Origin of the sequence: Corallococcus sp. CA047B (genome assembly GCF_003612065.1) — a bacterium.
GTDB lineage: Bacteria > Myxococcota > Myxococcia > Myxococcales > Myxococcaceae > Corallococcus > Corallococcus praedator.
In genome coordinates this window covers 1-15,719 of record NZ_RAWD01000235.1, presented here as the reverse complement: position 1 = coordinate 15,719, position 15,719 = coordinate 1, and the positions used below count along the sequence as shown (strand labels likewise).

General features: G+C 69.1%; 13 protein-coding genes and 1 pseudogene. 7 read left to right on the top strand and 7 right to left on the bottom strand.

Annotated elements, in window-relative coordinates:
* Positions 1-103 precede the first annotated feature (103 nt).
* The gene (locus D7X74_RS29315) at positions 104-559 is read right to left on the bottom strand and encodes a hypothetical protein (RefSeq protein WP_120536307.1); all 456 of its coding nucleotides are present in this window, start codon (positions 557-559) and stop codon (positions 104-106) included.
* The gene (locus D7X74_RS29310; RefSeq protein ID WP_233595833.1) at positions 556-1,221 is read right to left on the bottom strand and encodes a hypothetical protein; all 666 of its coding nucleotides are present in this window, start codon (positions 1,219-1,221) and stop codon (positions 556-558) included. The genes D7X74_RS29315 and D7X74_RS29310 overlap by 4 nt, the downstream gene beginning before the upstream one ends.
* 348 nt (positions 1,222-1,569) lie before the next feature.
* Here D7X74_RS29310 and treZ point away from each other — a divergent pair, with 348 nt between their 5' ends.
* The 4 genes from treZ (at position 1,570) to D7X74_RS29290 (ending at position 7,117) form a co-directional block, all read left to right on the top strand.
* The gene (gene treZ, locus D7X74_RS29305; protein ID WP_120536306.1) at positions 1,570-3,417 is read left to right on the top strand and encodes a malto-oligosyltrehalose trehalohydrolase; all 1,848 of its coding nucleotides are present in this window, start codon (positions 1,570-1,572) and stop codon (positions 3,415-3,417) included.
* A 360-nt stretch (positions 3,418-3,777) separates the two neighbouring features.
* Positions 3,778-5,055, top strand: a complete 1,278-nt coding sequence (locus D7X74_RS29300) for a discoidin domain-containing protein (protein WP_120536305.1) — start codon at positions 3,778-3,780, stop codon at positions 5,053-5,055.
* Between the two features lie 139 nt (positions 5,056-5,194).
* Entirely contained in the window at positions 5,195-6,625 is a 1,431-nt protein-coding gene (locus tag D7X74_RS29295) for a M20 family metallopeptidase (RefSeq protein WP_120536304.1), read from the top strand.
* A gap of 75 nt (positions 6,626-6,700) precedes the next feature.
* A complete protein-coding gene (locus tag D7X74_RS29290; protein WP_120536303.1) occupies positions 6,701-7,117 on the top strand; it encodes a VOC family protein in 417 nt (138 codons plus the stop codon).
* 54 nt (positions 7,118-7,171) lie between these two features.
* Here the strand turns inward: D7X74_RS29290 and D7X74_RS29285 are convergent, their stop codons facing one another.
* From D7X74_RS29285 to D7X74_RS29275, 3 genes are all read right to left on the bottom strand, one after another.
* Positions 7,172-8,773, bottom strand: coding sequence for a serine/threonine-protein kinase (locus D7X74_RS29285; protein WP_120536302.1), 1,602 nt, complete (start codon positions 8,771-8,773; stop codon positions 7,172-7,174).
* Between the two features lie 144 nt (positions 8,774-8,917).
* Positions 8,918-9,679 carry an ABC transporter permease gene (locus D7X74_RS29280; RefSeq protein ID WP_120536301.1) on the bottom strand — a complete coding sequence of 254 codons (762 nt, stop codon included), beginning with the start codon at positions 9,677-9,679 and terminating at the stop codon, positions 8,918-8,920.
* A gap of 36 nt (positions 9,680-9,715) precedes the next feature.
* Positions 9,716-10,663 (bottom strand): ABC transporter ATP-binding protein, encoded by a 948-nt coding sequence (locus D7X74_RS29275; protein ID WP_120536300.1) that lies wholly within the window; start codon positions 10,661-10,663, stop codon positions 9,716-9,718.
* A gap of 186 nt (positions 10,664-10,849) precedes the next feature.
* Between D7X74_RS29275 and ettA the strand changes: the two genes are divergently transcribed.
* Positions 10,850-12,529 (top strand): energy-dependent translational throttle protein EttA, encoded by a 1,680-nt coding sequence (ettA, locus tag D7X74_RS29270; RefSeq protein WP_120536299.1) that lies wholly within the window; start codon positions 10,850-10,852, stop codon positions 12,527-12,529.
* A gap of 198 nt (positions 12,530-12,727) precedes the next feature.
* A complete protein-coding gene (locus tag D7X74_RS29265; RefSeq protein ID WP_120536298.1) occupies positions 12,728-13,891 on the top strand; it encodes an acetyl-CoA carboxylase biotin carboxylase subunit family protein in 1,164 nt (387 codons plus the stop codon).
* Between the two features lie 9 nt (positions 13,892-13,900).
* Here the strand turns inward: D7X74_RS29265 and D7X74_RS29260 are convergent, their stop codons facing one another.
* Positions 13,901-14,476: a DUF2378 family protein gene (locus D7X74_RS29260; RefSeq protein WP_233595831.1), complete on the bottom strand. Its 576-nt coding sequence runs from the start codon at positions 14,474-14,476 to the stop codon at positions 13,901-13,903.
* A 10-nt stretch (positions 14,477-14,486) separates the two neighbouring features.
* The gene (locus tag D7X74_RS29255) at positions 14,487-15,260 is read right to left on the bottom strand and encodes an alpha/beta hydrolase (protein ID WP_120536296.1); all 774 of its coding nucleotides are present in this window, start codon (positions 15,258-15,260) and stop codon (positions 14,487-14,489) included.
* 196 nt (positions 15,261-15,456) lie between these two features.
* Between D7X74_RS29255 and D7X74_RS29250 the strand changes: the two are divergent.
* Positions 15,457-15,719, top strand: a pseudogene (locus D7X74_RS29250) (hypothetical protein); the annotation flags it as partial.

Sequence of the window (15,719 nt, the reverse complement as noted above, 5' to 3'; positions counted from 1 at the left end):
CTTCGGTGGACTCCAGGACGGGGCGGCTTGCGCGGCGGCCCATCATCCCGGGAGGGCCCGGGGGCTACAAGCCACCTGGGGAGGGTGCGATGCGCGTCCGTCGCTACCGGATGTCGAGGATGCGGCCCTGGCCGTCGATGAGGTAGGTCGCGCCTCCGTCCAGCATGACAGTGTCCGGGGGCATGTCGCAGCGTTTGATGTTGGCGTCGAAGCTGACGAGGTACAGGTCGTCGCTGACCTTGTTGATGTAGACGTCGAAGACGTCGCGGCGACTCAAACAGCGCACGAGGCCGTCATGGTTGCCGGACGCCTTCGCGCCGGGGGGAAAGAAATCCGCGAGCGCGACCTGGAAGGCGGCCAACGTGGGGCCATCCAGAGTGGTGGTGGCAACGAAGGCCTTGGGGTCGGGGTCCCGGATGCGGTCACCGACCTCGGGGGGGATGCGCTCCGGTCTCTGGTATTTGTAGTAGCCGAAGAAGCTGCAGCCTTGCAGCAGGGCGCAGGCCCCGAGCCCCAGAAGCACCAAGCCCAGTCTTCGCGGCGGCGTGCGCACGTTCATGGCGTCCAGTCCTGCCCGTCGTAGAGGTCGATGAGGCCCTGGTCGTTGTTGACCGAGCCGATGGGAACCCAGACTCCATCGCGAAGCGCGGCCACCACACGGTCGGCGTAATCGTATTTGTAGGAGCGGCACTCGCCGGCCTGCTCCCGGTAGAAAAGCAGCAGCTCACGGCGGAGGACCTTGCCGGTTCGTGCATCCGCGATCCGGGTGGGCACCCACCGTCGCGCTTCGCCCAAATCGGGCTCGGAGAAGCGCCGATTGTGGGGGTGGCTGTGGCCGCGGCCCAGGATGATGGCATCCAGATGCTGGGGATCATCCACGCTGGAGGGAACCAGGCAGGACTTCGTGCGGCCAACGCCCGAGCCCTGAATATCGGACAGGTGGCTGAGATAGAACGCGTCCTCGGCGCTCGAGTAATAGATCAACGCGCAGTACTCAATCCCGTACACACCCGACGATGCTCCAGGTTGCCGGGTGATCAGGTCACAGGCGCTCCCGGCCAGCTCCGCCGTGGACTTGAAGGGACCCGCGAGAGGGCCGGTGACCTGCACCTGTCCGTTCGGCAGCCGTCGCACCCGGACGTCAGGGCTCGGTGTGGAGCAGCCCACCATCATGGCGAGCAATCCCAGCCGCACCAGGCGGCAGCTTCGCTGAATCCCCATCGTCGGTGTCTTGGCTGGAAACCTGTCTCCCGGGGATTGCTCACTATCATTTCAATTCGTGCAATTCAAGAAGATGGGCTTAAAGCTGACAGACTGGAAATAGGGTAAAGAAGGACCCGTTACGGGGCAAGCAGGCATTCTGCGGGTGGAAATACTACCTCCAGGGTCCTGAACTTCCAACAGGACCCTGGAGATGTCCTCCCGGTGCTCCGCCGCCTGGAGGGCCCGGGGGCCTCCGTCCGCCGGTCCGCACTCGCGGGCTCCCAGAGGTCGGCCCGTGAACACCGGTGTCCCGGGTGGCCAAGGGATGCTCCCCGGACCCGCGCGTGCGCATTAACAGGGGCACACATGGCTCAATCGACTGAAGCACGTTCCCTCGCGCCGCGACTGGGTGCCTGGGTGGAGGATGGACCCTCGGTGCGCTGGCGCGTCTGGGCACCCGGCCACAAGCAGGTGGAGGCCGTGGTGTACGACGCGGACGACCGCGTCCTGCGCACGCTGCCGCTCACCCCCGAAGCGGACGGCTGCTTCGGCGGCGTGCTGGCCGAACAGGGCGCGGGCCTGCGCTACAAGCTCCGCCTGGACGGGGGAGACCCGTTCCCCGACCCGTGGTCGCGCTCCCAGCCCGCGGGCGTGCACGGCCCCTCCGAGGTCGTCGTCTCCGACCACGGCTGGACGGACTCGCACTGGAAGGGGCCGGATCCGAAGTCCCTCGTCATCTACGAAGTCCACGTGGGCACCGCCACGCCGGAGGGCACCTTCGAGGCCTTCATCCCGAAGCTCGCGCACCTGCGGGAGCTGGGCGTGAACACGCTGGAGCTGTTGCCCGTGGCCAGCTTCCCCGGCGCGCGCAACTGGGGCTACGACGGCGTGGACCTCTTCGCGCCGCAGGCTACCTACGGTGGACCCCGGGGCCTGCGCAGGCTCATCGACGCCGCGCACGCGCACGGCATCGCGGTGCTCATCGACGCCGTCTACAACCACTTCGGACCGGACGGGAACTACCTGGGCGCGTACTCGCCCCACTACTTCACGAAGACGCACCACACGCCCTGGGGCGACGCGGTGAACTACGACAGCGAGGGCAGCCACTTCGTGCGCTCGCTCGTGCTGTCCAACGTGGAGATGTGGATCCGCGACTACCACGCGGACGGCCTGCGCCTGGATGCCGCGCACGCGCTGGTGGATGACGGCCAGCCGCACCTGCTCGCCGAAATCGTCGAGCGCGCCCACGCCGCCGGCAACGGCCGCCGCGTCGTCATCATCGCGGAGGACGAGCGCAACGAGCGCAAGCTCGTCACCCCCGTGAAGGACGGCGGCTACGGCCTGGACGGCGTCTGGGCGGATGACCTGCACCACCAGCTGCGCCGCGCCTTCGCGGGAGACCACGAGGGCTACTACCAGGACTACACCGGCAGCGCGGAGGACATCGCCACCACGCTGCGCCAGGGCTGGTTCTACCAGGGCCAGAAGTCCCAGAACCTGGGCCACGCGCGCGGCACGTCGTCCGAGGGCCTGGCCCCGTGGCACTTCGTCCACTGCATCCAGAACCACGACCAGGTGGGCAACCGGCCCTTCGGCAACCGGCTGTCGGAGGACGTGTCCCCGGCCGCCTACCGCGCCATGAGCACGCTGCTCCTCCTGTCGCCGTTCACCCCATTGCTCTTCATGGGCCAGGAGTGGAACGCGCGCACGCCGTTCCTCTACTTCACGGACCACAACGCGGAGCTGGGCAAGCTCGTCACCGAAGGGCGCCGCAAGGAGTTCTCTGGCTTCTCGCGCTTCAAGGGCGAGCAGGTGCCAGACCCTCAGGACCGCGACACCTTCACCCGCTCCACGCTGGACTGGAGCGAGCCCGAAGCCCCGCGGCATGCGGGCGTGCATGCGCTCTACAAGGAGCTGCTGCGCCTGCGCGCCACGGAGCCCGTGCTCACCAACCGCCAGGGCACCCATGACGCCCGCGCGCTGGGCCCGGACGCCTTCGTGCTGGAGCGCCGCGCGGAGGGCGACACGGTGCTCATCATCGTGAACCTCCGGGGCTCGCTGGTACACGCGCTGCCGCCGCACGCGAGCGCGGGCATCGTGCTGTGGAGCGAATCCCCGCGCTTCGGGGGCACCGTGGAGGGCTCACCACTGACGGGCAACATCGTGCGGCTGGAGGGCCCTTCGGCCGCGGTGGTGAAGCTGCGCGAGTAGCAAAGCCAGACACAGGGTCAAGAACCCGCACGCATCGCGAGACATGAATCCACCCACGGCCCGTCACCCCGCAAGAGGGGCAGACGGGCCGTGGTGTCTCCAGGGCTGAAACAACGCATGTCTGGGAATGGACCTGTCGGCGATCCGGTACTCGGGTCCGCCACAACGTGCAGGACGCGTCGCGCGCCGTTCGGGAGGGCGGGGACTTCCTTGGAGTCCCCCCGCGCCCGGTAGCGCCAGCGGCACCGACGCCAGCAGGTCCACGTGCCGCGAGCGGCCGCGCGACGTCACGGGTCTGGCCTTGTTCGCCGGGCCCCTGGAGACGTGCGTCTTCTTTCGGCCCTGTCGTGAGGAAGTACCTTGTCCCAATCGCATGGGTTGAAGGCATCCCGGGGGGGATGGAAGCGTCATGCCGCACGCACGGGCGCGTTCGCGCTGCTCGTGTCCGCGGCCCCCGCGCTCGCCGCGTCGGGTTTCAGCGCCGTCACCGCCAGTGGAAACGACGGCAACCCGCCGTCGGCCACCATCGACGGCAACCTCGCCACGCGCTGGTCCAGCCTGGGCGTGGGCCAGTGGCTCCGGGGCGACCTGGGCGCCGTGAAGTCGCTGTCCGCCGTGGACATCGCCTGGCACGAAGGCAACAAGCGCACGAACACGTTCGTCCTCGCCACGTCCACCGACGGGGCCACCTGGACGACCGCGGTCTCCACGAAGTCGTCCGGCACCACCGCCAACCCCGAGCGCTACAGCTTCGCTGCCCGGGACGCGCGGTACGTGCGCGTGACGGTCAACGGCAACTCGCTCAACACCTGGGCCAGCATCGCGGAGTGGGCCGCCATCACCGGTGACGTCACGGCGCCCGCGGGCAAGGACCGCTTCGGCGTCACCATGCTCTACCCGACGAAGTCGGGCGGGGAGGCGTGGGCGCTGGCGGACTCCGCCACGTCGGACAAGCGGTTCGACCCGCAGAACCCCATCACGAAGAACAGCGACGGCTCCTGGAAGATGAAGGACTCGCAGGTGCGCATGAGCGTCTTCACGTCCACCGGCTACGACGACAACAAGATTCCCACGTACGACCGGGACGTGCTCGCGAGCCGGGGCTACATGCAGGCCGCGAACGACTGGAAGAACATCGAGATGACCGGCTTCGTGAAGTTGAACAGCGTGTCCGACACGTCCGACAACTTCGACTGGTACGCCCGGGGCGGCAAGCACAACGACGACCACTCCGGCTGTGAAGGCAGCAGCTACAAGGCGGGCTTCCACTACGACGGCCGCGCGCGCTGGCAGAAGGAGACCTGGCATGTCTCCTATGAGCAGACGCCCTACAAGCCCGCCACCTCCGCGCTCAAGGGCCGCTGGGTGGGCTTCAAGTCGGTGATGCGCAACATCACCGTCAGCGGCCAGACGGCCGTGAAGCTGGAGATGTACGTCAACGAGAACGCGGACAAGGTGACGTGGAAGAAGGTCTACGACTACACCGACGCGGGCAAGTGGGGCGGCGACGCGCAGCACTGCGGCGGCGCCACCGGACCCATGGCCATTACCTGGGGCGGCCCCATCGCGGTGTTCCGCTGGGACAACGCGAACGACGTGGACTTCAAGTGGCTGAGTGTTCGTGAAATCCAGCCCTAGGCGGTGAGGGAGACCCCTCGGGAAACCCGGAGTTCGCGCGGCCTGACGCAAGACGGCAGGCCGCGCGCCCGGCGACCGGAGGGGCCGGGTGGGGCTTTCCATCGACAGGGGGCGCGGGGGTGGGCAGCATGGCGCCGCCATGAACGTCGACCAAGCCCTCGCCTCGTCCGAACGCATCTGGGAGCAGGAAATCCTGCCCGCGCTCGAGCGCTACATCCGCATCCCCAACAAGTCGCCCGCCTTCGACCCGGACTGGGTGAAGACGGGCCACATGGAGCAGGCCGTCCAGCTCATCTCCGACTGGTGCCGCGCGCAGGCCGCGCACCTGCCGGGGCTGACGGTGGAGGTGGTGCGGCTGAAGACGCCGGATGGCAAGGAGCGCACGCCCGTCATCTACATGGAGGTTCCCGGCACGCGCGGCGACGACACCGTGCTGCTGTACGGCCACCTGGACAAGCAGCCGGAGATGACCGGCTGGCGCGAGGGCCTGACGCCGTGGACCCCCGTGCGCGAGGGCGACAAGCTCTACGGGCGCGGCGGCGCGGATGACGGCTATTCGGCGTTCGCGTCGCTGTCCGCGCTGCGGCTGCTCAAGGAGCAGGGCGTGCCGCACGCGCGCTGCGCCGTGGTCATCGAGGCGTGCGAGGAGTCCGGCAGCTACGACCTGCCCGCGTACATCGAGGCGCTCGCGCCGCGCATCGGCAAGCCGTCGCTGGTGGTGTGCCTGGACTCGGGCTGCGCGAACTATGATCAGCTCTGGATGACCACCAGCCTGCGCGGCATGGTCGCGGGCAACCTGCGCGTGGACATCCTCACGGAGGGCGTGCACTCCGGTGACGCGACGGGCGTGGTGGCGTCGTCCATGCGCATCATGCGGCAGCTGTTGTCGCGCGTGGAGGACGAGCAGACGGGCCACATCAAGGTGGACGCGCTGCACACGCAGATTCCGGAGGGCCGGCGTGAACAGGCGAAGGCGGCGGCCCGGACGCTGGGCGACGAGCTGTACACCAAGTTCCCCTGGGTGGAGGGCTCGGCCCCGGTGACGAAGGACGGCGAGGAGCTGGTGCTCAACCGCACCTGGCGCCCGGCGCTGGCGGTGACGGGCGTGGAGGGCATGCCGGCGCTCGCGAGCGCGGGCAACGTGCTGCGCCCCTTCACCACGCTGAAGCTGTCCATGCGCATTCCTCCGCGCGTGGACCCCAAGGCGGCGGCGAAGGCGCTGAAGGACGTGCTGGAGAAGGACCCGCCCTACGGCGCGAAGGTGACGTTCGACGGGGACAAGGCGAGCGTGGGCTGGGACGCGCCGCCGCTGGCCGGCTGGCTGTCGCGCGCGGTGGAGTCCGCGTCCACGTCCTGCTTCGGCAAGTCCGCCATGGCGATGGGCGAGGGCGGCACCATCCCCTTCATGGGCATGCTGGGCGAGCGCTTCCCGGAGGCGCAGTTCCTCATCACCGGTCTGCTGGGGCCGGGCAGCAACGCGCACGGGCCCAACGAGTTCCTGCACATCCCCACCGGCAAGAAGCTCACCGCCGGCGTGGCCAGCGTCATCGCGGAGCATTTCAAGCGGTAGCGCGCCAAATCTGGAGTCTGGAGGCGGGGCTCCACGGGCCCCGCCTTCGGACGCAGCGACGTCACCGGAGGCTTCATGCCGAGCACGCCCCGCAGGGCCACCCAGGTCCGAGCGCAGCCCCTCATCGCGGTCCGCGACGTCGCCGCGAGCAGCCAGTGGTACCAGTCGCTGCTGGGCTGCGAGGGCACGCACGGCGGTGACGAGTACGAGATGCTCGTCAGCAACGGCGAGCCCGTGCTGCAACTGCATGCCTGGGATTTGGAGGAGCACCCGAACCTGGTGGGGCCGGACTCGGCGCCGCATGGGCACGGCGTCCTGCTGTGGTTCGAGACCACGGACTTCGAGGCCTCGGTGGAGGCGGCGCGGGGCCTGAAGGTGGAGTGGGTGGAAGCGCCCCACGAGAACCGGAACTCACGCCGCTGGGAGTTCTGGGTCCGCGACCCGGATGGCTACGTCGTCATCCTGTCGGCGGAGTCACGCCGGCGCGCCTGAGCGGACGTCGGCGCAGGTGCTGGGGGCCACCGGACCGGCGGCGGAAAGGGCGCCTCAACGCCCCGTCTTGATGCCCAGGGACGACGTGGGCGGCGGCTTCTTGGACGTGTTCGACGGCCGCGCCGCCCGGCGTTGCAGCGCCACCGCCACCGTGGGCGCATCCGCCGCGGACACCTGCCGCGTCACCGGCTCATACCCGTTGAGCGCGAGCGTCACCGCCACCGACGGCTCGCCCGGCACCAGCGGCAGGGCCACCGGCGTGGTGCCGCGCTCCTCGCCCGCCACCTGCACCGTGGCGCCCGGCGGTTCGCTCGTCACCATCAGGCGCACCGGCTGGGCCGGGGTGGGACGCGCGGGCGCCTCGGGCGGCGTGTGCCCCTGGGCCTCCTCCGGCGTCCGGGTGACCGTCGCCACCGGCGGTGGGGGGACGGCCGTCTGCGTGCCGCGCAGCCACACCACCGCCGCGCCGCCCAACATCAGGGCCACGCCACCCGCCACATACGGCAGCCACGTGCGCCGCTTCGGCGCCACCGGGGCCAGGGCCGCGGTGCCACGCGTGGCCTCGGGCTCCACGCGCGTGGGCGGACGGGACGGTGGCCCCACCAGCTTCGACGCGCGCGACGACGCGAGCCCCCGCGCGCCTGACGTGGGCATGCCGTTGCGCGAGGAGTTGGACTGCGAATCCAGGTCCGCGTCCTCCGCCAATTGGTCCAGCTTCGACGGGTCGGACTCCGTGGCGATGCGCTCCGCGTACAGGCCCCGCAGGTACGCGGCCAGGTGCGCGCTGCTGGACGGCAGCCGCAGGTTGAGCGCGTAGTCCTCCAGCGCCAGCCGGAACGCGGCGCAGTCCGGGTAGCGGCCCTCCGCCGTGGGCGCGAGCGCCTTGAGCAGCACCTCGTCCAGGCCGGGCGGCAGCTTCGGGTTGAGCTGCGACGGCGGCGGAATCTGGCAGTCGCGCACCAGCCGCAGCGTCATCAGGTCCGTGTCGCCCTTGAAGAGGCGCTTGCCGGTGAGCAGCTCCCACATCACCACGCCCAGCGCGAACTGGTCGCTGCGGCCGTCCACCGGCTGGCCGTTGGCCTGCTCCGGGGACATGTACGGGTACTTGCCCTTGAGCACGCCCGTCGCGGTCTGCTGCCCGCTGGTGGCCGCCTTCGCCACGCCAAAGTCGATGACCTTCACGCCCCCGTCGAACCCGACGAGCACGTTCTGCGGCGACACGTCCCGGTGCACCAGTTGGAGCGGCTGGCCCTGACCGTCGCGAGCGCCGTGCGCGTACGACAGGCCCGCCGCCGCGTCCGCGATGATGCGGATGACCAGCCCCACCGGCAGCGGCTTCTCCTGCTTGCGCGCGAAGCGGTCCAACCGCCGCACGTCCTCGCCCTGCACGTACTCCATCGCCAGGCAGTGACGGCCTTCAATCTCCGTCAGGTCCAGGATGGTGATGAGGTTCGGGTGCGACAGGCGCGCGACGAGCCGCGCCTCCTCCAGGAACATGTCCAGGAACTCTTCGTCCTCGGCCAGGTGCGGGAGGATGAGCTTGAGGACGACCAGGCGCTCGAAGCCCGTCCCATGCTCCTGCGCCAGGAACACCTGTCCCATCCCGCCCGAGGCGATTTTTTTCAGCAGCTCATATTTCCCGAACGCGACCGCCATCTGAGCGGAAGGATATCGCTCTTTCTCACCGGGCAGGAAACAGCCGATTTCCAAAAAGACCGGGAGCCTGTCCGGCAGGGAGGGGCCTGCCTCACTACCCAAGGGGGTGGCGGGCAGGCAGGCAGACCTCGGATGTCCGGTGCTTCACGCCTTCATCTTGTAGCCGGAGCGCAGCACGCCGTACGTGATGCCGGTGGCCACCGCGGCGGTGCCCGCGAGGATGGTCCCTCCGACGAGCGGGGAGAACAGGCTGCTGCCCAGCATCCCGTAGCGCAGGCCCTCCACCATGTAGACCATCGGGTTGAAGAGGCTGACCTGGCTCCAGGGCGAGGGCAGCTCGCGCACCGAATAGAAGACGCCGCCCAGGAACGTGAGCGGAAGCATCACGAACGTGGGGAAGAAGTTGATCTGTTCGAACTTCTCCGCCCACACGGCGGCGAGCATGCCCAGCACGCTGAACACGTAGCTGGACAGCAGGAGGAAGTAGAGCGTCGCCAGCGGGTGCATCAGGCTGAAGCCGGAGAACACCGACGCGACCATCCACGTGAGCAGGCCCACGACGAGGCCGCGAATCATCGCGCCGCCGATGAAGCCCACCATCAGCTCACCGGGCCCCAGCGGGGCGACGAGCAGGTCCACCACGGTGCCTTGAATCTTGGTGATGAACAGCGAGGAGCTGCTGTTGAGGAACGCGTTGTTCGCGATGCCCAGGAACACGAGCCCCGGCACGATGAAGTGCAGGTACGGGTGGCCTTCCACCTCGTGCACGCGGCCGGAGATGGAGTAGCCGAAGACGATGAAGTACAGCGTGGTGCTGATGAGGGGCGACAGGACGGTCTGGCCCGGCACGCGCATGAAGCGCCGGACCTCCTTCGCGAACAGCGTCTGCATCCCGAGGACGTTCATGGGGTGTGGGGCAATTCTTCCGGAAGGGCGGGGGTGTCAGGCGGCCTGGTTCGGGCGGCCGCGGAGGATTTCGATGAGCACGTCTTCCAGGCGCGAGCGGCGCGTCTCCACCTCGGAGACGGGCAGCCCGTCCGCGTAGAGCGAGCGGAGCAGCTCACCGGAGGGCGCGCAGTTCTCCCGCTCCACGTACGTGAGCGTGCGGCGGTCCGGCGACAGGCTCGCGGCGAAGCGCTGGCCGGCGGCGGGCATGGCGGGCAGGGCTTCGGAGAAGGTGACGACCAGGCGCTTCTCCCCGAAGCGGCGCAGCAGCGACGCCTTGTCCTCTACCATCAGGAGGCGGCCCTCGTTGATGATGCCCACGCGGTCGGCCAGCTCCTCCGCCTCTTCCAGGTAGTGGGTGGTGAGGACGATGGTGGTGCCCTCGCTGGCGATCTTCTTCACGTACGTCCACAGGTCGCGGCGCAGCTCCACGTCCACGCCCGCGGTGGGCTCGTCCAGGAACACGAGCTTGGGGCGGTGCACCAGCGCCTTGGCGATGAGCAGCCGGCGCTTCATGCCGCCGGACAGGGCGCGCGTGAGCGAGTCCTTCTTGGCCTGGAGGTTGAGGGCGGTGAGGACCTCGTCCACGCGCGCGTCGTCGCGCTTCTGGCCGTAGTAGCCCTGCTGGATGCGCAGCGACTCCGCGACGGAGAAGAACGGGTCGAAGTTGATCTCCTGCGGGACGAGCCCCACCTGGTAGCGGGGCCCCACGGGGTCCTGGTCCAGGTCCTTGCCGAAGACGCGCATGGTGCCGGCGGACTTCTTGACGAGCCCGCACACGCTGCCGATGAGGGTCGTCTTGCCGGCGCCGTTGGGGCCCAGGAGGGCGAAGATTTCTCCCGGCCGGATGGTGAGGTCCACGGCGTGGAGGGCGGTGAATTTTCCGTAGCTTTTGGAGAGGCCCTGCAGCTCCAGGGCGGGCGTCGTCGGCACGGGCTCGGACATGGCGGGCTTCCTCTAACACCTTCGCGCTGCGTTCGCTGGCCAAGCGGCCGGCCGTTCCGGGCCCCGTCCGCGTGACGCAGCCCGTCCAGCGGGACACGGGGAGTGCGTTCGCGCCTTGAGCCGGATGGGGCTCCCTGCTATCCGCACAGACCCGCTGACGCTTCGGCAGACACCCAGGAGGCCGCCATGGCCCAGAATTTCATCTTCACGATGCAGGACCTGCGCAAGGTCAAGAACAGCAAGGACATCCTCAAGGGGATCTACCTGTCGTTCTTCCCCGGCGCCAAGATTGGCGTGATTGGCCCCAACGGCTCCGGCAAGTCCACGCTGCTGCGCATCATGGCGGGCGTGGACACGGAGTTCTTCGGCGTCGCGAAGCCGGACCCCACGGTGAAGGTGGGCTACCTGGAGCAGGAGCCGCAGCTGAACACGTCCCTGGATGTGAAGGGGAACGTGGAGCTGGGTCTGAAGGAGATCCGTCAGGCGCTGGACCGCTTCAATGAAGTGAGCGCGAAGTTCGCGGAGCCCATGAGCGACGCGGAGATGGAGAAGCTGCTCGCGGAGCAGGCGAGGCTCCAGGACGCCATCGACGCGTCGAACGGCTGGGAGTTGGATCGCACGCTGGAGATGGCGATGGACGCCCTGCGGCTGCCCCCGGGCGACGCGGACGTGACGAAGCTGTCCGGTGGTGAGAAGCGCCGCGTGGCGCTCTGCCGCATCCTCTTGGAGAAGCCGGACCTGCTGCTGCTCGACGAGCCCACCAACCACCTGGACGCGGAGAGCGTCGCGTGGCTGGAGCAGGCGCTGAAGGCGTACACGGGGACCATCGTGTGCATCACGCACGACCGGTACTTCCTGGACAACGTGGCGGAGTGGATTTTGGAGCTGGACCGGGGCGAGGGCGTGCCCTGGAAGGGCAACTACTCCAGCTGGCTGGACCAGAAGCAGAAGCGGTTGGAGCTGGAGGAGAAGTCGGAGAGCCACCGTCAGAAGACGCTCAAGCGCGAGCTGGAGTGGGTGCGGGCGTCTCCGAAGGCGCGTCAGGCGAAGAGCAAGGCGCGCATCGCCGCGTACGAGGAGCTGTTCAACCAGTCGCAGCAGAAGCGGGACGTGACGGGCGAGGTGATGATTCCGCCGGGTCCGCCGCTGGGTGGGTTGGTGGTGGAGGCGAAGGGGCTGCGCAAGGCGTACGGCGACCGGCTGCTCATCGACGAGCTGAACTTCAAGCTGCCGCCGGGCGGCATCGTGGGCGTGATTGGTCCGAACGGCGCGGGCAAGACGACGCTGTTCCGGATGATGACGGGCACGGAGAAGCCGGACGCGGGCGAGCTGCGGATTGGCGAGACGGTGGTCATGGCCTACGTGGACCAGAGCCGCGACTCGCTGAACGGCGAGCAGTCGGTGTTCCAGGAGGTGAGCGGCGGGTTGGACCTCATCGACCTGGGCAAGGCGGGCACGGTGCCCAGCCGCGCGTACCTGTCGGGCTTCGCGTTCAAGGGAACGGATCAGCAGAAGCGGGTGAAGGACCTGTCGGGCGGTGAGCGCAACCGGCTGCACCTGGCGAAGATGCTCAAGAGCGGCGGCAACCTGCTGCTGCTCGACGAGCCGACGAACGACCTGGACGTGGAGACGCTGCGGAGCCTGGAGGACGCGCTGCTCAGCTTCGCGGGCTGCGCGGTGGTCATCAGCCACGACCGCTGGTTCCTGGACCGCATCGCCACGCACATCCTCGCGTTCGAGGGTGACAGCAAGGCGTTCTTCTTCGAGGGCAACTTCGAGGACTACGAAGCGGACAAGAAGAAGCGCCTGGGCCCGGACGCGCTGGAGCCGCACCGCATCCGCTACCGGCCGCTGCAGAAGAACTGAGACGTAGGTGTTGGCTCCGCCCCGGGATGACTGGGGCGGAGTTGTTCAAGGCCTGGAATCCTCCGCCATGGCCCCCATGTTCCCCCAGGGCGCCCTGCTGGCGGACCCTGCTGGTGGACAGTGTTTCCCACCGGGCTTCAAGGGCGGGGGCGGTGCCGCTATGGTCGTCCCCAGCGGGGGACCCGCCCGCCAGGAGCCATGAACTTCGTCTTCATCTCCCCCCACTTCCCGAGCCACTACTTCCACTTCGCCGTCGCGCTGCGCGAGCGCGGCGTGACCGTGCTGGGCATCGGTGACACGCCCTACGAATCCCTGCGTCCGGAGCTGCGCGAGTCCCTCCGCGAATACTTCTTCGTCCCCAGCCTGACGGACTACGACGCGCTCGTCCGCGCCACCGGCTACCTCACCTGGCGCCACGGCCGCGTGGACCGCATCGAGTCCCTCAACGAATCCTGGCTCGAAGTCGAAGCCCGCCTGCGCGAGGACTTCCACGCCCCCGGCCTCCAGCCCGCGGACATCCTCAAACTGCGCTCCAAGTCCGGCATGGCCGAGGTGTTCCACGCCTCCGGTGTCCCCCACCCGGACCTCCTGCGCGTGCGCGACGCCGACCAGGTGAAGACCTTCGCCGCTCGCGTGGGCTATCCGCTCGTGCTCAAGCCCGACGTGGGCGTGGGCGCCGCGCACACGTTCAAGGTCACCACCGACGCGGAGGTGGACGCCGCGCTCGCGCACCCGCTGCCCACCTCCTACGTGGCCCAGCCCTTCGTGCGCGGCACCATCGTCACCTACGACGGCATCGTGGACCGCCACGGCGCCATCGTCTTCACGCTCAGCCACGAGTACAGCGACGGCGGCATGGAGACCGTCACCGAACGGCGCGACATCTCCTTCTGGAGCCTCCAGAACATCCCCCCCGCGCTCGACGTGCTGGGCCGTCAGGTCGTCGCCGCCTTCGGTCTGCGCGAGCGCTGGTTCCACCTGGAGTTCTTCCGGCTGCCCGACGGACGCTTCGTCGTGCTGGAGGCCAACCTGCGCCCGCCCGGCGGCTTCATGACGGACATGATGAACTACACGTGCGACATCGACGTGTACCGGCTCTGGGCCCGCGTCGTGACGGGCGACCCGGTGGCGGACTTCCAGTACACGCCGCGCCACCACGTCTGCCACAGCGCGCGCCGTCACGGCCGCCGCTACAAACACACGCACGCGCAGATCGTGGAGCGGATGGGAAACGCACTCCTCGTCCACCGCGAGCTGCCGCCCATCTACCACAGCCTCCTGGGCGAGGAGATGTACCTCACCCGCCACGCGGACAAGGAAGCGATGCAGGAAGCCGTGCGCTTCATCCAGGCGACGGTGTGACGTGCGCCCTCAGCGCTCCGTCCAGGTGAGCGAATACACCGTGCCGTCCGCCTCCTCGCGAAGCTTCATCACGCGAGGCGCCTGCGCGCCGCCCACCTGGAGCACCGCCTCGAAGAGCGCCTCCGCGTAGCCGGGCGCATCGACGACGGAGTTGATCCGCAGCTCGTAGTGCGCGGGCCCGCGCTCGCTCAGCACGGCCTCCGTGTAGTTGTCCGTCCCGCGCAGCACCTCCGGAAGCCGCTGCGCCACGCGCTTCGGCCCCAACAGGCGCATCACGCTCATCACCGCGCGCCCCAGCAACGTGGCGCCGTAGCCCTCTACGTGCGCGCGCGCGAGCCGCCGGAACGCCTCCTCCCGGGTGAGGCCGGGGTAGGTCTCCTCGACGATGATGTTCAGGCACCGCGTCCAGAGGGGCACCGGGTAGAGCGGCAACAGCGGTCGGTCCAGGTCCACGCCGGCCTGCCGCAGCCGCTCGCGCAGGCGGGGAGATACCTGCCCGCGCAGGCCGTGCTGGAGCAGTCCTTCCACCACCTGCACGTAGACATGCCGCTGCTCGGGCGGCACCGACCGGGGTGTGCGCGTCACGGACGCGGGCTCAACCGAGCAGCCACTGCATGGCGCCCGGCAGCCGGCGCTGCCAGTCCTTCTCGTGGTGCTCGCCGCCGGGCTCCAGCACCAGGGACACCTCGTGGTCGCCGTAGCCCAGGCCCTTGAGGTGGTGGAAGAAGTCGCGCGTGCGCTGGCCGTAGTCCAGCGGCAGGCCGCCCACGTGGATGGACTCGGTGGCGCCCGCGTCCAGGTAGATGCGCGTCCACCGCTGGCTGTGCGCGCGCCACGCGTCGAACAGCCGGTTCTGGCTCCACATCACCGTGGGCGACAGCGCGCCGATGCGGCCGAACACCTGCGGGAACTTCCACCCCAGGTACAGCGAGATGAGCCCGCCCAGCGACGAGCCCATGGTGCCCGTCCACTCGCTGCCCGTGCGCGTGCGGTACGTCCGGTCGATGTACGGCTTGAGCTCCTCCACGAGGAAGCGCCCGTAGGCCTCGCCGCGCGCGACGACGCCGTTGCGAGGCTCGTCCCACGGCGAGTACTCCTGGAAGCGGCCCGGCCCGGAATCCACCGCGACGATGATCCACGGCTCCATCCGGCCCGCGCTCACGCCCTCTTCGAGGACGCGGTTGGCGCACCACGTGTCGAAGACGGCGGACTCCGGATGCGCGAACACGTTCTGCCCGTCGTGCATGTAGAGCACCGGGAAGCGGTGGTCCTTCCAGGCGTCGTAGGTGTCCGGCGTGTAGATGCGGACGGTGCGGTTGAATCCCTCCTGGGGAGAGGGGAAGTGGCGAAGGATGTGGACGTGGCCCATGAGCTGTTCTGGGGCCGCAGTGTCGGCCCTCGCGAAGATGTGGCCCGCAGCATAGCCGCTACCGCCCCACGTCTTCGTCGAAGCGAAGGCCATCCCCCGTCCCTTGCCTGGACGCCAGGCCCGGAGAAGGGACGGGCGGACCTGGGAGGTCACCTTGTAGGGAAGGGTGGTCCCGCTCCTGCAGAGGGCCCGCCGCGTGCGTTTCCTCCTGCTCTGCGTGTGGCTGTTCCCGTGGCTCGTGCCCGTCAGGGCGCAGGCGGCGGCCTATGAGGTCGACCCCGAGGACACCGCGGAGCCGGCGTTGTTCGCGCTGCGGGAGGACGGCGCCATCACGGCGGAGACGTTCGCGGCGCTGACGGTGCTGCGGCGCACGGGGGTGGACCTGGCGAATGCCTCGCGAGCCAACCTCTACGGTCTGCCCGGTCTGACGTACGCGCGGGTGGATGGGGTGTTGGGGGC